Genomic DNA, 19,636 nt, shown 5'->3' on the forward strand with positions numbered 1-19,636 from the left:
CTCCTTCATATATGTGCGCGTTCCACCACATCCTGCCGCCACGTACACGTCGTCGATCCGCTAAGGTAAGGCTAAGTTAGGTAACCCTTACCGGGGTGGCGGCAGCGGTGCGCCTCGGCAGATATCTCGATGTCGAGATAACTCTAGTACATCACCGGCGGTCGGTCATGCCCGGCCGCGCTGTGGCGGACGTCGCAGCGAGGAAGCCTTCCACCGCGGCGGCGAAGCGTTCCGGGTCGTCGAGCCACGGATAGTGCCCCGCGCCCGGCTGGACGCGGAGCGTGGCGTACGGGAAGAGGGCGGCGTACGCGGCCACCGCGGCCGGCGGGCTGTTCAGGTCGTGGGCGCCCGCGAGCAGCAGCACCGGGCCGGGGAAGGCGGCGAGCGCGGCGCGGGTGACGGCCGGGGTGAAGGCCCCCTCGGCGCCGAAGCCCGCGACGGCCTCGGGGTTGCCGGGCCGGGCCCCGTCGTGGTGCCGCCGGGCGGCCTCGTCCCAGCGCCCGTAGAGGAACGGGGCGATGGCCTCCCAGTCGCTCCCCTCCCCCGCGACGATCGCCTCCAGCGCCGCGAAGGCCGCCGGGAACCACGGCTCGTCCGCCCGCTCCAGGGCCAGCGCGCGCCGGGTCTCGGCCCGGGTCTCGATCCCGACGGCCCGCGCCCCGGGCGTCACCAGGACGAGCCGGGCGACGCGGTGCGGGTACCGGGCGGCGTACCCGGTGGCGATGTCGGCGCCCGCGGAGTGGCCGAGCAGGTCGAAGCGGTCGAGACCGAGGTGGCGGCGGAGCGCCTCGATGTCCTCGACCTGACGGTCGCAGCGGTACGAGCCGGGGTCGACGGGCACGGCGGAGCGGCCGGTGCCGCGCAGGTCGGGGATCACCAGGGCACGGTGGGCGGAGAGTCCGCCCAGGTCGCCGAGGTAGGCGGAGTCGGCGGGACCGCCGGGGACGCAGAGGAGGGGGTCGCCGGAGCCGGAGCGGCGGTGGGCGAGGCGGGTGCCGTCGGGGGCGGGGAGGAAGGCGGGGGCGGAGAGGAGGGTAGGGGCGGGGAGGGAAGCGGCGACGGAAAGGGGGGCCGGAGAGATGCTCATAACCACGTTATATAACGAGGTTATGCGCCCCGTCGAGCGACGGGTATAACTGAGTCATGACACCGGGGAGCGACAAGGGCACGACGCCCGGCGGCCTGACCGAGCGGCAGGTCGCGGACCTGTTCGCGGAGATGAACGAGGTCGTCCGGGCGGGCGAGGAGATGCGCCGGACGCGCGCCGCGATGATCCAGCTGTTCGCGGACGCGGGGTGGACGCAGGACCGCCTCGCGCGGCTCGCCGGGATGAGCCAGCCGGCCGTCTCCAAGCAGTTGGCCAAGCCGCGCGCCGGGGAGCGGGCGGACCCGGCGGAGCCCGAGCCGGGCGACGTGCCGTGGCTCGAAGGGCGCCTGTGGGGACTGGCCGAGGAATTGTCGGAGGCGCTGGACGGCATGGCCCAGTGCACCCGCCCGGCGCACGCGCTGGCGCGCGGCCGGAAGCGGTTCACGCCCCAGAACATGGACGCGCTGCGGCGCCTGGTCGAGGCGGACCTCCGGGAGCGGGCGACGGAACTGCCGGGCGCGTACCGGAAGGCGTACGACCGGATCGCCCGCGCGCTCGACACGCGCGGGCCGGCGGACGCGTCCGGCGAGTCCGGCGGCCCCTCGGCGCGGCGCGAGCTGGCGCGCCGGATCGAGCGGGCGCGGCTGCGGGAGGCGGAGTGACGCGGGAGGAGCGGCCGCCCGGACACGCCGGGCCGACACGCCGCACAGGCGCGGAATGATTGCCATAAAAGGTACATAGGAGGATGATCGGGCAAGCCGAGGTCTCACGGTCCGTCAATGGCGGGCGGGGCTCGGGCGCGCCGGGAACGTGGGCTCGAACTCCCCCTCCACGGGGAGCGCGTCACCCACTCGCACACATCCCGTCACTCCGATGGCCCACCCCAACGCGAACGTCATCTCATATCTGAGATAACGTGACGGCATGGCAGACGACTACCTCGTACGCATCGGCAAGCTCATCCGTGACGCCCGCCAGCACCGTGGCTGGACGCAGACGCAGCTCGCCGAGGCGCTCGGCACCAGCCAGAGCGCCGTCAACCGGATCGAGCGCGGCAACCAGAACATCAGCCTTGAGATGATCGCCCGCATCGGCGAAGCCCTCGACAGCGAGATCGTCTCTCTCGGTTACGCCGGCCCGATGCACCTGCGGGTCGTCGGCCGCCGCCGCCTCTCCGGCGCCATCGACGTCAAGACGAGCAAGAACGCGTGCGTCGCGCTGCTCTGCGCCTCGCTCCTCAACAAGGGCCGCACCGTGCTGCGCCGGGTCGCGCGCATCGAGGAGGTCTTCCGGCTCCTGGAGGTCCTCAACTCCATCGGCGTCCGCACCCGCTGGATCAACGAGGGTGTCGACCTGGAGATCGTGCCGCCGGCCGAGCTGGACATGGAGTCGATCGACGCCGAGGCGGCGATCCGCACCCGCTCCATCATCATGTTCCTCGGCCCGCTGCTGCACCGCCTGGACCGCTTCAAGCTGCCGTACGCGGGCGGCTGCGACCTCGGCACCCGCACGATCGAGCCGCACATGATCGCGCTGCGCCGCTTCGGCCTCGACATCACGGCGACCGACAACCTGTACCACGCCCAGGTGGAGCGGTCGGTCTCCCCGGACCGCCCGATCGTGCTGACCGAGCGCGGCGACACGGTGACCGAGAACGCCCTGCTGGCCGCCGCCCGCCACGACGGCGTGACCGTCATCCGCAACGCCTCGTCCAACTACATGGTCCAGGACCTGTGCTTCTTCCTGGAGGCGCTCGGCGTCCGGGTCGACGGCATCGGCACCACCACGCTGACCGTGCACGGCGTCCCGCAGATCGACGTCGACGTCGACTACTCCCCCTCCGAGGACCCGGTCGAGGCGATGAGCCTGCTCGCCGCCGCCGTCGTCACGGAGTCCGAGCTGACGATCCGCCGGGTCCCGATCGAGTTCATGGAGATCGAGCTCGCCGTCCTGGAGGAGATGGGCCTTGACCACGACCGCTCGCCCGAGTACGCGGCGGACAACGGGCGCACCCGCCTGGTCGACCTGACGGTCCGCCCCTCCAAACTGGAGGCGCCGATCGACAAGATCCACCCGATGCCCTTCCCGGGCCTCAACATCGACAACGTGCCCTTCTTCGCGGCCATCGCGGCCACGGCCCAGGGCAAGACCCTGATCCACGACTGGGTCTACGACAACCGCGCCATCTACCTCACCGACCTCAACCGCCTCGGCGGCCGCCTCCAGCTCCTGGACCCCCACCGCGTCCTGGTCGAGGGCCCCACCCGCTGGCGCGCCGCCGAGATGATGTGCCCGCCGGCCCTCCGCCCGGCCGTGGTCGTCCTCCTCGCGATGATGGCCGCCGAGGGCACCTCGGTCCTCCGCAACGTCTACGTCATCAACCGCGGCTACGAGGAGCTGGCGGAGCGGCTCAACTCGGTGGGGGCGCAGATCGAGATCTTCCGGGACATCTGAGCCCGAGGAGCGCGCGGAGCGGTACGGAACGGGGGCGGCCCGTCGGCTTCAAGGCCGATGGGCCGCCCCCGTTCGGGTCGTCCCCGTTCGGGTCGTCCCGTCAGGGTCCGGTCAGCGCGTCCAGAAGAACTCCTGTGTCGCCGACGTCTCGCTGCTGCCCGTGCCGTACGGGCCCCTGGCGAAGACGCGGAGGGTGCACGGGCCCGCGTTCGGGGCGTAGAAGTCGATCGTGGCCGACTCCCCGGTGACGGTGCGCCAGGCCGGGGTGGCGGTGCAGGTGGCGTGCCATTCGTAACCGCTGACGCCCTTGCCCAGGTCCGCCTCGGCCGGCCGCACCGTCACGCGGACGGCGGTGCGGACGTCCTGGACGACGGTCAGGCGGGGCGGGCTGAGGGGTGCGGTGAGGACGGGGGAGGTCCGCTCCACCGTGAGCGGGGCGGACGGGGCGCCCTCGCGGCCCTCGTGGTCCACGGCGACCAGGTAGTAGGCCGAGCGGCCGACGGGGGCAGTGCGGTCGGTGGCGGTGCCGCCGCCGTTGACCAGGTCCACCGCGGTCCACGCCCCCCTGGCGTCGGTGCGGCGGTAGAGGCGGTGGCCGCTGACACCGGTGGTGCCCTCGGGGACGGTGAAGGAGACCCGGTTGTACATGTCGTAGGGCCGGCCCTCGGTGAGGGTCGGGGTCGCCACGTCGGCGGGGGCCGGACGGGTCGCCGCCCCGGCCACGGGCTCCGAGCGGTTGCCGTGGGCGTCGACGGCCGCGATCCGGTACGCGTACGGGACGCCGGTCTCCGCGAGGGGGTCGTGGAGGGAGGTGCCGGTGACGAAGTCGGGGCCGTCCGGGTCCGACTGGCCCACCGGGGCGGCCCATACCTCGTAGCCGACGGTGTCGGTGGCGGCGGAGGCCGTCCAGGTGACGCCGTTGCCGGCCGTCGTGCCGGTGACCGCGAGGCCGGTGACCGGGTCCGGCGCGGTCAGGTCAGGGGCGCCGGTGGTGCCGGGCGCCGAGGCGGCGGAGGTGTTGCCGGCCGCATCGCGGGCCGCGACCTTGTAGTACCACTGCTGCCGGATGCCGGCGGTGGTGTCCCGGTACTCGGTGTTCGACACCCACGGCGAGACGGCGGTGTACGCGCCGTCGGCGGTGGCGGAGCGCAGCACCTGGTAGGCGGTGGCGTCGGCCGCCTTCGCCCAGCTCACCAGGACCGCGTCGGCCGCGACCGCGGCGGTGACCGTCCCGGGCACGCCGGGCGCGGTGCGGTCGGCGGTGGTGACGGCGAGGTCGGCGGTGCCGGAGCCCTCGTTGTTCGCCCGGTCGTGGGCGCGGACCTCGTAGAGGAAGCGCTGTCCGGTGGCGGGCGGGGTGTCGGTGACGGAGAGCCCGGTGGTGGACGCGAGGGGGCGGGCGGGGAACGGCTGCCCGTCCAGGCGCCGGTAGACCCGGTAGCCCGCGAGGTCCATCTCCTGGCTGCGGGCCCAGGAGACCTTGGCGCGCCCGGTGGCCTTGTCGTACGCGACGGTGGCGCCGGCCGGGGCGAGCGGCTTGACCTTGTCGACGGAGGCGGCGGTCCGGGGCGCGTACGAGAACTTCACGTTGGCGGCGCCGGTCCAGTTGACGAAGTCGACGCGCAGGGTGTGGCGGCCCTTGGGGATGGTGAGGTTCAGGGTCCGCTTCTGGACGGCGGAGTAGTCGGCCCAGAGGTTGTAGACGCGGGCGCCGTCCAGGTAGATCCGGATGCCGTCGCGGCTCTCGATGGGCACCGTGAAGGGGCCGCCGGAGCCGAAGTCGCGGGTGACGGTCCAGCGGACGCCGAACCGGTCCCGGGGCAGCCCCGCGGCGGGGGCGCCGCTCCAGCTCTCGTTCACGGCCGTGTCGCAGTCGGTGCGCTTCGGGGTCCCGGTGAGGGTGGTGTTGGCGAAGAACTCCCGCTTGTAGGCGGGAGCGGCGCAGCGCACCGCCGCGGTGGCGGGGACGGCGGTGGTGGTGAGCAGTCCACCGGCCGCGGCGATCACCACGGTGGTGGCCACCGCGGTGTGTCGAGCTGTTCTCATGCGGTTCTGGGGGTCCTTCGGTCTCGGGCTGCGGTCGCGGCCGCGCCGGACGGCACGGCCGTGATCCAGACCACCGAGGGGATCGCATGGTTGTACGAGCTTTTCGCGCCGGTCAGCCGCCCCCGCCGCCCGGCATCATCCCGTCGCCCTTGAGGCGTTCGATGTCCGAGGGGCGGACCTTGATGACGAGGAGGGCGATGAGGAAGGCGACGACGCCGAAGATGGCGGCCGTCACGAAGCCGGCCGAGACGCCGGAGCTGAGGACCTGGTCGCCCCAGGGTGGGGGGAGCTGGCCGGTTCTCGCGAACTGGGCCTTCTCCAGGGGGTTCGCCTGGGAGAGGAAGAGGGGGACCTGGGTGTGGGCCTCGTTGCGGCTGGCGGTGCCGAAGACCGTGACCAGGATCGACAGGCCGAGGGAGCCGCCCACCTGCTGCATGGCGTTGAGGAGGCCGGAGGCCGCGCCGGCCTCGCGTTGTTCGACGTTGGACAGGGCCGTGATCGTGAGCGAGACGAACATCAGGCCCATGCCGAGGCCGAAGACCAGGATCGGGCCGAGGATGCTGCCCAGGTACGTCGAGTCGACGTCCGTCAGCGTCAGCCAGGACAGGCCCCCCGCCGCCAGCAGCGAACCGGTCACCATGAACGGTTTCGGGCCGTAGCGCGGCAGCAGGTTGGAGGTGAACCCGGCGCCCACCGCGATGATCGCGCTGACCGGCAGGAAGGCGAGGCCCGTCGACAGCGGGCTGAAGCCGAGGACCTGCTGAACGAAGAGGGTCAGGAAGAAGAACATGCCGAAGATCGCCGCCGCCAGGCACAGCATGATCGCGTAGGTGCCGGAGCGGTTGCGGTCGGCGAACATGTGCAGCGGCGTGATGGGCTGCTGCGAGCGCCGCTCGTTCAGCACGAACGCCACGAGCAAAACGATCGCCGCCACGAACGAGCCGATCGTGTACGGGTCGCGCCAGCCCTCCTGGGCCGCGCGGATGAAGCCGTACACCAGGGCGGCCATCCCCAGGGTCGAGCAGAGCGCGCCCGCCAGGTCGAAGTGGCCCGGGTGGCGTTCGGACTCCTTGACGTGCCGGGGTGTCAGGAAGGCGATGAGCAGGGCGATCGGCACGTTCACGAAGAAGATCCAGCGCCAGTCGAGCCATTCGACGAGCATCCCGCCCGCCACCAGTCCGATCGCGCCGCCGCCCGCCGACACTCCCGCGAAGACGCCGAACGCCCGGTTGCGTTCCGGGCCTTCGTCGAACGTCGTCGTGATCAGGGAGAGCGAGGTCGGCGAGGCGATCGCGCCGCCGACGCCCTGCAGCGAGCGGGCCGCCAGGAGTTGCCATTCGCTCTGGGCGAGGCCGCAGAAGAGCGAGGCGAGGCCGAAGAGCAGAACGCCGAAGATGAAGACCCGGCGGCGGCCGAGGATGTCACCGGCCCGCCCGCCGAGCAGGAGCAGTCCGCCGAAGGTGAGGGTGTACGCGTTGACGACCCACGACAGGCTGGTGGTGGAGAAGCCCAGGGCGCTCTGGATGTGCGGGAGCGCGATGTTCACGATGGTGATGTCGAGGACGACCATCAACTGGCAGGAGGCGATCACGAAGAGGGCGATGCCCTTGCCGTCGCCCTTCCTCTTCGGGGCGACGGCCTGCGGGGTGGTCGGCTTGGGTGTGCTCATGGCGCATCGCGCCCTCACCTGGGGAAGCCGTGGGCCGGTCAGTCCACCTTTCGACCCTAAGCCCGGCCCCCGCACCCGACCAGTTGATCTTCGGGCGCCCGGCCGGGCCCCCTGCCGGGCCTCCTCACTCCAGGACCGCGAAGCCGTCGATCTCCACCAGCGCCTGCTCGTCCCACAGGCGTACGGTCCCGATGACGGCCATCGCCGGATAGTCCCGGCCCGCCAACCGGCGCCAGATGCGGCCCAGTTCGGCGGAGTTCCGGCGGTAGTCGGCGACGTCGGTGGCGTACACGGTGACCCGCGCGAGATCGGCGGGCGAGCCGCCCGCGGCCCGGAGGGCGGTGAGCAGGTTGCCCAGCGCGGTCTCGAACTGCTCGGGCAGGGTCTCCCCCGTCACCTTCCCGTCCCGGTCGAGGCTGGTCTGCCCGGCGAGGAAGACCAGCTGGGAGCCGGTGGCGGTGACGGCGTGGCTGAAGCCGGCGGGCGGGGACAGGTCGGCGGGGTTGTGGCGGTACAGGCTCATGCGGGGGCTCCTGCCCGGGATGCGGGGGCGTATGGCAATTCCGACGTGCCGGCGGAACCGGCCGGGTCGGCCGGCCCCTCCGGCTTTTCCGTCCCCGCCGACCTCGCGTCCCGGTACAGCTCCTTCGCGATGATCGTGCGCTGCACCTCGGTTGCGCCCTCGTAGATCCGGGGCGCCCGGACCTCCCGGTAGAGGTGTTCCAGGAGGTGGCCGCGCTGGAGGGCGCGGGCCCCGTGCAGCTGGACCGCGGTGTCCACCACGTACTGGGCCGTCTCGGTGGCGAGCAGCTTGGCCATGGCGGCGCGCCGGGGCACGCCGGGCTCGCCCCGGTCGTGGGCCTCGGCCGCCGCGTAGACCAGCAGCCGGGCGGCCTCGGTGCGGGTGGCCATCTCGGCGACCTGGTGGGCCACGGCCTGGAGGTCCGCGAGGACGCCGCCGAAGGCGCGCCGGTCCGCGGTGTGGGCGAGGGTCGCGTCGAGGGCCGCCTGGGCCATGCCGACCGCGAAGGCGCCGACGCTGGGGCGGAAGAGGTTGAGGGTGCCCATGGCGACCTTGAAGCCCTGCCCCGGCGCGCCGAGCAGGTCCTCGGGTCCGACGGGGACGCCGTCGAAGACGAGCGCGCCGATCGCGTGCGGCGCCAGCATGTCGAGCGGCTCGCCGGTCAGGCCGGGGCGGTCGGCGGGGACCAGGAAGGCGCTGACGCCCCGGGCCCCGCCCTCCGGCTCCCCCGTACGGGCGAACACCGTGATGAAGTCCGCCTCCGGCGCGTTGGAGATCCAGCGTTTCTCGCCGTGCAGGCGCCAGCCGCCGGTGGCCGGGTCGGGGACGGCCCGCAGGGTGAGGGCGGCGGCGTCGGAGCCGGCGTCCGGCTCGGAGAGGGCGAAGGCGGCGACGGCCCGGCCCGCGACGACCTCGGGGAGCCAGCGGGCGCGCTGGGCGGGGGTGCCGAAGGCGGCCACGGGGTGGGTGCCGAGGCCCTGGAGGGCGAGCGCCGTCTCGGCCTCGGTGCAGACCCGGGCGAGGGACTCGCGCATCAGGCACAGGTCCAGGGCGCCGGAGTCGAAGAGCCGGGCGAGCAGTCCGTGCTCGCCCAGGGCGGCGACGAGGGGCCGGTTGACCCGGCCGGGCTCGCCGCGCTCGGCGAGCGGGCGGAGCCGTTCGGCCGCGAGCGCCCGTAGCCGCGCGCACCAGGTGATCTGTTCCGGATCGAGCGAGAATGCGGGCATGTGGGCGCCCTCTCTGGCGCTCGCGCGCCGACGGCGGAGCGCGCCGCCGCCGGGCCGAACCGAGACGGCGTATCGCGAACCGTTGACTGTCGTCACCATCACGATACGCTTTTCGGGCGACGGTCGACCCCACCACGACGATCCCACCCGACAGGGGGACGGACGCATGGAGCTGACGCCCTCGGCCCACCAGGACACCTTCGCCCGCGATCATCTGCCGCCCTCCGGGCAGTGGCCGCGCCTGCTGTTCGACCTGCCCGAGCTCGCCTACCCCGACCGGCTCAACTGCGGGGCCGAGCTCCTCGACCGCACGGTGGAACGGTTCGGCGCCCGCCGCCCGGTCTTCCTCGACGGCGAGGGCGGCCACTGGACGTACGGGCAGCTGCGCGAACGGGTGGACCGGATCGCGCACGTCCTCACCGAGGACCTCGGCGTGCGCCCCGGCAACCGGGTGCTGCTGCGCGGCCCCACCACCCCCTGGCTCGCGGCCTGCTGGCTCGCCGTGATGAAGGCGGGCGCGGTCGCCGTCACCGTTCTCGCGCAGGCGCGGGCCGCCGAGCTCGCCGTGATGGCCGAGATGGCCCGGTGCGGGCACGCCCTGTGCGACGTGCGGGCCGTCGACGAGCTGGCCAAGGCGGAGGTGCCGGGGCTGCGGATCGTCCCGTTCGGCGGCGAGGGCCCGGACGACCTGCTCACCCTCTCCATCGGCAAGCCGGACCGGTACGAGGCCGTGCCGACCGCCGCCGACGACGTGGCCCTGATCGCCTTCACCTCCGGCACCACCGGGCGGCCCAAGGGCTGCATGCACTTCCACCGGGACGTGCTCGCCGTCGCCGACACCTTCTCCGCGCACGTCCTGCGCCCGGAGCCGGGCGACGTCTTCGCCGGCTCCCCGCCGCTCGGCTTCACCTTCGGCCTGGGCGGGCTCGTCGTCTTCCCCCTGCGGGCCGGGGCGTGCGCGGTCCTGCTGGAGCAGGCGGGCCCCAAGCAGCTGCTCGCCGCGATCGACCGGCACCGGGTGTCGGTGCTGTTCACCGCGCCCACCGCCTACCGGGTGATGCTGGACGAGATCGGCGACCACGACCTCGGCTCGCTGCGCCGCTGCGTCTCGGCGGGCGAGAACCTGCCGGCCGGGACCTGGCGGGACTGGCGGGAGCGGACCGGCGTGGAGCTGATCAACGGGATCGGCGCGACCGAGCTGCTGCACATCTTCATCTCCGCCGCCGACGGCGAGATACGCCCCGGCACCACCGGCCGCCCCGTCCCCGGCTGGCAGGCCAGGATCGTCGGGCCGGGCGGCCGGGAGCTGCCGGACGGCGAGGAGGGGCTGCTCGCGGTGCGCGGCCCGGTCGGCTGCCGCTACCTCGCCGACCCGCGCCAGACGGAGTACGTGCACGACGGCTGGAACATCACGGGCGACACGTACGTCCGCGAGCCCGACGGCTACTTCCGCTACGTCGCCCGCGCCGACGACATGATCATCTCGGCCGGGTACAACATCGCCGGACCCCAGGTGGAGGAGGCCCTGGCCGCCCATCCCGACGTCCTGGAGGTGGCCGTGGTCGGGCACCCGGACGAGCTGCGCGGGCAGATCGTGGTGGCGTACACGGTGGTCCGGGCCGGGGTGCCGCGCGACGCGGGCACGGCGGCGGCCCTGCGCGCCTTCGTCCGGGCCCGGCTCGCCCCGTACAAGTCGCCCCGCGAGATCGTCTTCCTGGACGAGCTGCCCCGGACGGCGACGGGGAAGCTCCAGCGCTACCGGCTGCGGGAGCCGGCGGAGCCGACCGGTCCGCCGCCCCGGGGCGCGTCCACCGCCTAAAGTGATCACGTGGCCGAGCAGCACACCCCCCGTTCCCTGATCGTCTCCCTGTACGGCGCGTACGGCCGGTCCCCGGACGGCGCGCCGCTGCCGGTGGCGGAGCTGATCAGGCTCCTCGGCGTGCTCGGGGTGGACGCGCCGTCGGTGCGCTCCTCGGTGTCGCGGCTGAAGCGGCGCGGGCTGCTGCTCCCGGCCCGGACCGCCGACGGGGCGGCCGGCTACGCCCTGTCGGACGACGCGCGGATGCTGCTGGACGACGGCGACCGACGGATCTACGCGCGGACCGAGCCGAGCCTCTCCGACGGCTGGGTGCTCGCCGTCTTCTCCGTCCCCGAGGCCGAGCGCCACAAGCGGCACCTGCTGCGCTCGCGACTGGCCCGGCTGGGCTTCGGCTCGGCCGCGCCCGGGGTGTGGATCGCCCCCGCGCGGCTGTACGAGGAGACCCGGCACACCCTGGAGCGGCTCGACCTGGCGGGGTACGTGGACCTGTTCCGCGGCGACCACCTGGGCTTCGCGGCGACGGCCGAGGCGGTGGCGCGCTGGTGGGACCTGCCGTCCATCGCCAAGCTGCACGAGGAGTTCCTGGACGCCCACGAGCCGGTGCTGCGCGCCTGGTCGGCGGCGCCGGGCGGCCCGGAGGACGCCTACCGGGCCTATCTCCCGGCGCTGGACTCCTGGCGGCGGCTGCCGTACGCGGACCCGGTGCTGCCGCTGGAGCTGCTGCCGGAGAACTGGCCGGGCAGCCGCTCGGCGGAGGTCTTCGCGGCCCTCCACGAGCGGCTGCACGCGCGGGGCGGGGAGTTCGTGACGGGCGGATCCCCGGACGAAGCGCGAGCCTAGGTTCCGCCTGTCGAACAGGCCCTAGTTCTCCTTGCGGCCCGTCGGCGGGCGGCGGCTGCCCGCCCGGTACGGGGCGGGCCAGGGGGCCGCAGGGCCCGTGTACTGCTGTTCGGCGGCGGCGTGCAGGGTCCAGTGGGGGTCGTAGAGGTGCGGCCGGGCGAGGGCGCAGAGGTCGGTGCGGCCCGCGAGGAGCAGCGAGTTGACGTCGTCCCAGGAGGAGATCGCGCCGACCGCGATCACGGGGACACCGACGGCGGCGCGGATCCGGTCGGCGTACGGGGTCTGGTAGGAGCGCCCGTACTCGGGGCGCTCGTCGGGGACGACCTGGCCGGTGGAGACGTCGATCGCGTCGGCGCCGTGGGCGGCGAAGGCGCGGGCGGTCGCGACGGCGTCCTCGGTGGTGGTGCCGCCCTCGGCCCAGTCGGTGGCGGAGATCCGGACGGTCATGGGCCGGTCGGCGGGCCACGCCTCCCGTACGGCGTCGAAGACTTCGAGGGGGTAGCGCAGCCGGCCGTCGAGGTCGCCGCCGTAGCCGTCGGTGCGGTGGTTGGTGAGGGGCGAGAGGAAGCCGGACAGCAGGTAGCCGTGGGCGCAGTGCAGTTCGAGGAGGTCGAAGCCGGCCCGGGCGGCGCGGCGGGCGGCGGCGGCGAACTCCTCGCGCACGGCGGTGAGTCCGGCCCGGTCGAGGGCCTGCGGGGTCTGGTTGACGCCGGGGCGGTACGGCAGCGGGGAGGCGGCGACGAGCGGCCAGTTGCCGTCGGGCAGCGGCTGGTCGATGCCCTCCCACATGAGCCGGGTGGAGCCCTTGCGGCCGGAGTGGCCGAGCTGGACGCCGATCGCGGTGCCGGGGGCGGCGGCGTGCGCGAAGGCGGTGATCCGGGCCCAGGCGTCGGCCTGTTCGTCGGTCCACAGGCCCGCGCAGCCGGGGGTGATCCGGCCCTGGGCGCTGACGCAGACCATCTCGGTCATGACGAGCCCGGCGCCGCCGAGGGCGCGGGAGCCGAGGTGGACGAGGTGGAAGTCGCCGGGGACGCCGTCCTCGGCGACGTACAGGTCCATCGGGGAGACGACGACCCGGTTGCGCAGGGTGAGGCCGCCGAGCCGGAGCGGGGTGAACATCGGCGGGACGCCGGGCGGGCAGCCGAAGTCGCGCTCCACGAGGGTGGTGAAGGCGGGGTCGCGCAGCCGCAGGTTGTCGTGGGTGACGCGGCGGCTGCGGGTGAGCAGGTCGAAGGCGAACTGCCGGGGCGGGCGGTCGAGCCGGTCGGCGATCTCCTCGAACCAGCGCAGGCTCGCGACGGCGGCGCGCTGGGTGGACTCGACGACGGGGCGGCGCTCGGCCTCGTACGCGGCGAGCGCCTCGGGGAGGGTGGCGGCGGTGTCGACGTGGGCGGCGAGGGCGACGGCGTCCTCGACGGCGAGTTTGGTGCCGGAGCCGATGGAGAAGTGCGCGGTGTGGGCGGCGTCGCCGAGCAGCACGGTGTTGCCGTGCGACCAGCGGGCGGTGACGAGGGTGCGGAAGGCGGTCCAGGCGGAGTGGTTGCCGCGCAGCGGGCGTCCGCGCAGCACCTCGGCGAAGATCTTGGCGCAGCGGGCGGCGGACTCGGTCTCGTCGAGCTCGTCGAAGCCCGCGGCGCGCCAGACCTCCTCGCGCATCTCGACGATGACGGTGGAGGAGTCCGTGTCGTAGGGGTAGGCGTGCAGCTGCATGACGCCGTGCTCGGTCTCGGCGATCTCGAAGCGGAAGGCGTCGAGGGCGAAGTCGGCGGCGAGCCAGATGTAGCGGCAGCGGTGGGTGGTGAGGGTGGGCCCGAACGCCTCGGCGTGGGCCTCGCGGACGCGGCTGTGCACGCCGTCGGCGGCTATCACGAGGTCGTGGGAGGCGGCGAGGGCGGCGGGCGGCGGGGCCTCGGCGCGGAAGCGGAGGTCCACGCCGAGCCCGGCGCAGCGGTCCTGGAGGATCCTCAGGAGCCGGTGGCGGCCGAGGGCGGCGAAGCCGTGGCCGGTGGAGCGGAGCAGGTGGCCCCGGTGGGCGATGTCGATGTCGTCCCAGCGGACGAGGGCGGCGCGCAGCTGGGCGTGGACGGCGGGGTCGGCGTCCTCGATGCCGCCGAGGGTCTCGTCGGAGAGCACGACGCCGAAGCCGAAGGTGTCGCCGGGGGCGTTGCGCTCCCAGACCGTGACCCGGCGGCGCGGGTCCCCGCGCTTGAGCAGCGCGGCGGCGTACAGCCCGCCGGGACCGCCGCCGACGACGGCGATCCGCAGCGGCGCGCCGGGTGCGGGGGGCGGCAGGGGTCCGCCGTCGGGCTCGGCGGTCGGGAGGGGCGCGCCTGGCCCGGGGGGCTGCGGGGGCGCGCCCGGCGCGGTCATCGGCCCCGCCACTTCGCGGGGCGCTTCTCGGTGAAGGCCGCGTGGAACTCGGCGTAGTCCTCGCCGTGCATCAGCAGCGCCTGGGTGGCCGCGTCCATCTCGACGGAGGCGGCCAGCGGCATGTCGAGCTCGGCGGTGAGCAGGGCCTTGGTCTGGGCGTGGGCGAGCGCCGGGCCCTCGGCGAGGCGGCGGGCGAGGGCGGCGGCGCGGGTGTCGGCGGCGCCCTCCTCGGTGAGCTCGCTGATCAGCCCGATCCGCTCGGCCTCGGCGGCGCCGACCGGGTCGCCCAGCATGAGCAGGCGGGTGGCGTGGCCGAGTCCGACGACCCGGGGCAGCAGGTAGGCGGCGCCCATGTCGCCGCCGGAGAGGCCGACGCGGGTGAAGAGGAAGGCGAAGCGGGCGGTCGGGTCGGCGACGCGGAAGTCGGCGGCCAGCGCGAGGACGGCCCCGGCGCCGGCGGCGACGCCGTGGACGGCGGCGATGACGGGGAAGGGGCATTCGCGCAGCGCCCGGACGGTCTGCCCGGTCATCCGGTTGAAGTCGAGGAGCTGGGCGGTGTCCATGGAGAGGGTGGCGCCGATGATCTCGTCGACGTCGCCGCCGGAGCAGAAACCGCGCCCCTCGCCGCCGAGGACGAGGGCGCGCACGGCCCGCTCCCGGGAGAGCTCGGCGAGCAGGTCGCGCAGGTCGGCGTAGGCGCCGAAGGTGAGGGCGTTGAGCTTCTCGGGGCGGGCGAGGGTGATCGTGGCGACCCCGTCGTCGACGGTGAGGCGCAGGTGCCGCCAGCGTTCGGTGCGGCTCGCGGAGCCGGTGAAGGGGCTCATGGGGGACGGCCTCCCTGGGCTGTGCGCGTACGGGTACGGCAGCACTGGCATCGCCTTCGCGAGGGTATCACTCCGTTGTGACTGTCGTCACGAGTCCGCGATACAGCGTCCCGCGGAGTGCCGCCGCGCGGGCCCGGGGCGGCTCCGGGGCCCGTTCGGGGCGGCCACCCGGGACCGGCGTCGGCCTTGTACCGCGAAGGTCCCGGCACCTCGCGGACCCAGGTCCCTTGTCACGCCGGACGGCCGCCTCTGGATTCGGCGATTCCACTCCGTAAGGTTGAAACCAGGACGTCCCCCACCGCCCACGCAGAGCCCGAAACGGAGGCCCCCCACCGTGTTCGAAGCCCCAGGCCCCGCCTCCTGGCGCGTCGTGCTGCCCCACACGACGGCCGCCGTGCCGATGGCGCGCGCCCTCGTGCGGACCGCCCTCGCCGACGTGAGCGGCGGGGAGGCGAGAGCGGCGGACCGGGACACGGCGGAGCTGCTGACCGCCGAGCTGGTGGCCAACGCCGTCGAGCACACCGCGGGCGACGGCCCCATCGAGCTGGTCGTGGAGCTGCTCCCGGCCCCCGGCGGCTGTCAGATCGAGGTCCACGACGGCCGGCCCGCGGCCCCCGGCGAGCTGATCTGCCCCGAGCCCGGCGTGCCGGTGGACCCCTGGCAGGAGCACGGGCGCGGGCTCCTGCTGATCCGCGCCCTCAGCAGCGACTGCGGGCACCGCCCCACCGCGCAGGGCAAGGCGGTCTGGTTCACGCTCCCGGCCCTGCCGGCGCAGCGCCGTCGCCCGCCGGCGTCGTGACCAGGCGGGACCTGCGGCGCCCGTACAGCGCGTAGACGAGCGCGCCGACCACCAGGAAGACGGCGAACTGCACCCAGGTGGACCAGCCGGTGCCCCAGATCAGATAGCAGCAGAAGCCGACACCCAGGATCGGGCTGACCGGGTAGAGCGGGACCCGGAAGGAGCGGGTCAGCCCGGGGTCGCGGCGGCGCAGCGCGATCACCGCGATGTTCACGACGGCCATGATCGCGAGGGTGCCGATCGTCGTCAGGTTGACCACGACGTCGAGCGAGGCGAAGGCCGCCGGCACCGCGAAGACGCAGGCCACGATCCAGGTGTTGGCCACGGGGGTGGCGCTCTTCGGCGAGACCCGCTCGAAGACGCGGGGCACCAGCCCGTCGCGGGACATCGACATCAGGATGCGGGTCTGCCCGTACATCACGGCGAGGACCACGGAGGCGATGGCGACGACCGCGCCGAAGGCGATGATCCCGCCGCCGACGGTCGAGTGGGTCACCTGGTTGACGATGAGCGAGAGGGCGGCCGGCTTGTCGGCGACGGCGTCGGCGCCGAGCGCGCCGATCGCGGAGAGCGCGACGGCGCAGTAGAGCAGGGTGACCACGCCGATGCAGATGAGGATCGCGAGCGGGATGTTGCGCCGCGGGTTCTTCACCTCCTCGCCGGCCGTGGTGATGGCGTCGAAGCCGATGTACGAGAAGAAGGCGACGGAGGCGCCCGCGGTGATGCCGGCGGTGCCGTGGGTGGCGAACGGGGAGAGGTTGCCGTCCTCGAAGGCGCTGAAGCCGATCACGCAGAAGACGATCAGGATGCCGATCTTCAGCACGGCCATGGCGGCGGTCGCCCGGGCGCTCTCGCGCACCCCGCGCACCAGCAGCGTCGCGGCGAGCAGGATGACGATCACGGCCGGCAGGTTGACCACGCCGCCGTCGGCGGGTCCGGCGGAGAGCGCGGTGGGCAGCTGGAAGCCGAAGAGGCTGTCGAAGAGCTCGTTCAGGTACTGGCTCCAGCCGACCGCGACGGCGGAGACGGAGACGCCGTACTCCAGCAGCAGGCACCAGCCGACGAGGAAGGCGACGCGCTCGCCGAGGCTCGCGTACGCGAAGGAGTACGAGGAGCCCGAGACCGGGATCGCGCCGCCCAGCTCCGCGAAGGAGAAGGCGGTGAAGACGCAGGTGATCGCGGCGAGCACGAAGGAGATCACCACGGCGGGCCCGGCCTCGGCGACGCTGTCGGAGAGGCCGACGAAGATGCCGGTGCCGACGATGGCGCCGATGCCGAAGCAGACGAGCTGGAAGAGGCCCATGGTGCGCTTGAGGCCGTGGCCTTCGAGGTCGGCACCGGATTCGGCGATCAGCTGCTGGGGGGACTTGATCCGCCGGGCGGACGGGGACATGCGGTGGTTCTCATCTCTGGTCGGGCAGACGCGAGGGGGGTCCGGGCATGTATGCCCGAACCCCCCTGAAGGATGCGATCGTAGACCCCACCCTGCATATTCACCCAATTGGCCGCAATTCCATACAGCACATCGGGCGCGATTCCCTACGGCGCGAGGCTCAGACGGCCGGGTCGCCCATGGTGGCGACCATGACCGCCTTGATGGTGTGCATCCGGTTCTCCGCCTCGTCGAAGACGACCGAGTGGGCCGACTCGAAGACCTCGTCGGAGACCTCCAGCTCGGTCAGCCCGTGCCGGGCGTGGATGTCGCGGCCGACGGCGGTGCCGAGGTCGTGGAAGGCCGGCAGGCAGTGCAGGAAGCCGACGTCCGGGTTGCCGGTGGCGCGCAGCACGTCCATGGTCACGGCGTACGGGGAGAGGGCGGCGATCCGCTCGTCCCAGACCTCCTTGGGCTCCCCCATCGAGACCCAGACGTCGGTGGCGACGAAGTCGGCGCCGCGCACGCCCTCGGCGACGTCCTCGGTGAGCGTGATCCGCGCCCCGCTCGTCTCGGCGAGCCGCCGCGCCTCGGCGACGACGGGCTCGGCAGGCCAGTACGCCTTCGGGGCCACGATCCGCACGTCCATGCCGAGCAGGGCGCCGGTGACGAGGTAGGAGTTGCCCATGTTGAAGCGGGCGTCGCCGAGGTAGGCGAAGGCGATCTCCGTCAGCGGCTTGGCGCAGTGCTCGGTCATGGTGAGCACGTCGGCGAGCATCTGGGTGGGGTGCCAGTCGTCGGTGAGCCCGTTGAAGACGGGGACGCCGGCGAAGGCGGCCAGCTCCTCGACGGCCGCCTGGCTGTCGCCCCGGTACTCGATCCCGTCGAACATCCGGCCGAGCACCCGGGCGGTGTCCTTGACCGACTCCTTGTGCCCCATCTGCGAACCGGCCGGGTCCAGGTAGGTGGTCGAGGCGCCCTGGTCGGCGGCGGCGACCTCGAAGGCGCAGCGGGTGCGGGTGGAGGTCTTCTCGAAGATCAGGGCGATGTTCCGGCCCCGCAGGCGCCGCACCTCGGTGCCCGCCTTCTTCGCCGCCTTGAGCTCGGCGGCGAGCGCGATCAGGCCGCGGAACTCCTCGGCGGTGAAGTCCAGCTCCTTGACGAAGTGGCGGCCGGTGAGGTCGGTGGCCATGGGGCGCTCCTGGTGGGATTCGGGAGAGATCGCGCGGGGTCGGCGGGGCCGCCCGTACGGGATCAGGACCCTGGAAGTGTATACGTAATTCAGAATTCTTATACAGCCTCTCGTTCCACCGGACAGCTCATGCACCGGGGGCCGCCCCGGCCCCGGCCCAGCTCGCTGCCGGGGATCTCGATCACCTCGATGCCCTGTTTGCGCAGATGCGTGTTGGTGGTGACGTTCCGCTCGTACGCCACGACGACACCCGGCTCGACCGCCAGCACGTTGCAGCCGTCGTCCCACTGCTCGCGCTCGGCCGCGTGGACGTCCTGGGTCGCCGTGAGCACCCGGATGTCCTGGAGCCCGAGGGCGGCGGCGATGGCGCTGTGCATCTGCTCCGGCGGATGGTCGGTCACCCGCAGCGTCCGCCCGTCGTCGCCGGGCTCGATCGTGTACGAGCGCAGGTTGCCGAGGCCCGCGTACTGGGTGAACGTGTCCTGGTCCACCATCGTCATCACCGTGTCCAGGTGCATGAACGCCCGCCGCTTCGGCATGTCCAGCGCGATGATCGTGCGCGCCGAGCCCGCCGCGAACAGCCCCCGGGCCAGCATCTCCACCGCCTGCGGGGTGGTCCGCTCGCTCATCCCGATGAGCACCGCTCCGTTGCCGATGACCAGGACGTCGCCGCCCTCGATCGTCGACGGGTAGTCGGACTGCCCCTCCGACCAGTGGTGGAAGCCGCCTGCCGCCGGGCCGGTGAAGAGGGGGTGGTGCTTGTAGATCGCCTCGAAGTGGACCGTCTCGCGCTGCCGGGCGGGCCAGCGCATCGCGTTGATCGACACCCCGTCGTAGATCCAGGCCGAGGTGTCCCGGGTGAAGAGGTGGTTCGGCAGCGGGCCGAGCAGGAAGTCGTCCAGCTCCAGGGCGTGGAAGCGGACCGAGGTCGGCTCGCGGTGACCGGCCAGGAACTCCCGCTTGGTCATCCCCCCGACCAGCGCCGTCACCAGCGCGGCGGTGTCCAGGGAGTCGAAGGCCGCCCGCAGGTGGTCGGTGGCGAGGGGCCCGTACTCCTTCTCGTCGAAGACCCGGTCGAGCACCAGCTCCCGCGCGGCCGGCAGCTCCAGGGCCTCGCGCAGCAGGTCACCGAAGAGGTGCACCTCGACACCGCGGTCCCGCAGCACGTCGGCGAAGCCGTCGTGCTCCTGGCGGGCCCGGCGCACCCACAGCACGTCGTCGAAGAGGAGGGCGTCCTTGTTGGTCGGGGTGAGCCGCTTCAGCTCCAGATCGGGCCGGTGCAGGATGACGCGGCGCAGCCGCCCGGTCTCGGAATCGACATGGAATCCCATGCGCCCATCCTGACGGAGCCGGGCGGCTCGCGCGTGGTTGCGTCGGGACCTGTTCCGTCAGGACCGGATCCGTAGGGACCAGAC

At 73.4% G+C, this 19,636-nt stretch carries 15 protein-coding genes; 5 read left to right on the forward strand and 10 right to left on the reverse strand.

Features of this window, described 5'->3' with window-relative positions:
- Positions 1-151 precede the first annotated feature (151 nt).
- Positions 152-1,087 (reverse strand): alpha/beta hydrolase, encoded by a 936-nt coding sequence (locus AB0C99_RS12275; RefSeq protein WP_362473321.1) that lies wholly within the window; start codon positions 1,085-1,087, stop codon positions 152-154.
- Between the two features lie 56 nt (positions 1,088-1,143).
- Between AB0C99_RS12275 and AB0C99_RS12280 the strand changes: the two genes are divergently transcribed.
- Positions 1,144-1,749, forward strand: a complete 606-nt coding sequence (locus tag AB0C99_RS12280) for a sigma-70 family RNA polymerase sigma factor (RefSeq protein ID WP_362473324.1) — start codon at positions 1,144-1,146, stop codon at positions 1,747-1,749.
- Positions 1,750-2,011: 262 nt separating this feature from the next.
- The gene (locus tag AB0C99_RS12285; protein WP_351661050.1) at positions 2,012-3,541 is read left to right on the forward strand and encodes a UDP-N-acetylglucosamine 1-carboxyvinyltransferase; all 1,530 of its coding nucleotides are present in this window, start codon (positions 2,012-2,014) and stop codon (positions 3,539-3,541) included.
- A 111-nt stretch (positions 3,542-3,652) separates the two neighbouring features.
- Here the strand turns inward: AB0C99_RS12285 and AB0C99_RS12290 are convergent, their stop codons facing one another.
- From AB0C99_RS12290 to AB0C99_RS12305, 4 genes are all read right to left on the reverse strand, one after another.
- A complete protein-coding gene (locus AB0C99_RS12290; protein WP_362473327.1) occupies positions 3,653-5,587 on the reverse strand; it encodes a PA14 domain-containing protein in 1,935 nt (644 codons plus the stop codon).
- A 112-nt stretch (positions 5,588-5,699) separates the two neighbouring features.
- A complete protein-coding gene (locus tag AB0C99_RS12295) occupies positions 5,700-7,256 on the reverse strand; it encodes an MFS transporter (RefSeq protein ID WP_362473330.1) in 1,557 nt (518 codons plus the stop codon).
- A 124-nt stretch (positions 7,257-7,380) separates the two neighbouring features.
- Complete coding sequence (locus tag AB0C99_RS12300; protein ID WP_362473333.1) at positions 7,381-7,779, reverse strand: RidA family protein; 399 nt, start codon at positions 7,777-7,779, stop codon at positions 7,381-7,383.
- Complete coding sequence (locus tag AB0C99_RS12305) at positions 7,776-9,005, reverse strand: acyl-CoA dehydrogenase family protein (RefSeq protein ID WP_362473335.1); 1,230 nt, start codon at positions 9,003-9,005, stop codon at positions 7,776-7,778. The genes AB0C99_RS12300 and AB0C99_RS12305 overlap by 4 nt, the downstream gene beginning before the upstream one ends.
- 166 nt (positions 9,006-9,171) lie before the next feature.
- Here AB0C99_RS12305 and AB0C99_RS12310 point away from each other — a divergent pair, with 166 nt between their 5' ends.
- Together AB0C99_RS12310 and AB0C99_RS12315 are read left to right on the forward strand one after the other, a co-directional pair.
- Positions 9,172-10,824, forward strand: a complete 1,653-nt coding sequence (locus AB0C99_RS12310) for an AMP-binding protein (protein ID WP_362473338.1) — start codon at positions 9,172-9,174, stop codon at positions 10,822-10,824.
- Between the two features lie 9 nt (positions 10,825-10,833).
- Positions 10,834-11,664, forward strand: a complete 831-nt coding sequence (locus AB0C99_RS12315) for a PaaX family transcriptional regulator C-terminal domain-containing protein (protein ID WP_362473341.1) — start codon at positions 10,834-10,836, stop codon at positions 11,662-11,664.
- Between the two features lie 21 nt (positions 11,665-11,685).
- Here the strand turns inward: AB0C99_RS12315 and AB0C99_RS12320 are convergent, their stop codons facing one another.
- Positions 11,686-14,034, reverse strand: a complete 2,349-nt coding sequence (locus tag AB0C99_RS12320; protein ID WP_362473344.1) for a bifunctional salicylyl-CoA 5-hydroxylase/oxidoreductase — start codon at positions 14,032-14,034, stop codon at positions 11,686-11,688.
- Positions 14,031-14,858 (reverse strand): enoyl-CoA hydratase family protein, encoded by an 828-nt coding sequence (locus tag AB0C99_RS12325; protein ID WP_046911368.1) that lies wholly within the window; start codon positions 14,856-14,858, stop codon positions 14,031-14,033. The genes AB0C99_RS12320 and AB0C99_RS12325 overlap by 4 nt, the downstream gene beginning before the upstream one ends.
- A 334-nt stretch (positions 14,859-15,192) precedes the next feature.
- Here AB0C99_RS12325 and AB0C99_RS12330 point away from each other — a divergent pair, with 334 nt between their 5' ends.
- On the forward strand, positions 15,193-15,657 hold the full coding sequence (locus AB0C99_RS12330; protein WP_362473347.1) for an ATP-binding protein: 465 nt from the start codon (positions 15,193-15,195) through the stop codon (positions 15,655-15,657).
- On the opposite strand, the gene AB0C99_RS12335 is transcribed toward AB0C99_RS12330, so the two are convergent.
- The 3 genes from AB0C99_RS12335 to AB0C99_RS12345 form a co-directional block, all read right to left on the reverse strand.
- Positions 15,608-17,050 carry an amino acid permease gene (locus tag AB0C99_RS12335; protein ID WP_362473350.1) on the reverse strand — a complete coding sequence of 481 codons (1,443 nt, stop codon included), beginning with the start codon at positions 17,048-17,050 and terminating at the stop codon, positions 15,608-15,610. The two genes, AB0C99_RS12330 and AB0C99_RS12335, sit on opposite strands and share 50 nt — an antisense overlap.
- Before the next feature lie 160 nt (positions 17,051-17,210).
- A complete protein-coding gene (gene argF, locus AB0C99_RS12340) occupies positions 17,211-18,221 on the reverse strand; it encodes an ornithine carbamoyltransferase (protein ID WP_362473353.1) in 1,011 nt (336 codons plus the stop codon).
- Positions 18,222-18,319: 98 nt separating this feature from the next.
- Positions 18,320-19,552 (reverse strand): arginine deiminase, encoded by a 1,233-nt coding sequence (locus AB0C99_RS12345; protein ID WP_362473356.1) that lies wholly within the window; start codon positions 19,550-19,552, stop codon positions 18,320-18,322.
- Positions 19,553-19,636 lie beyond the last annotated feature (84 nt).

The organism is Streptomyces sp. NPDC048659 (assembly GCF_040650575.1).
Lineage (GTDB): Bacteria > Actinomycetota > Actinomycetes > Streptomycetales > Streptomycetaceae > Streptomyces.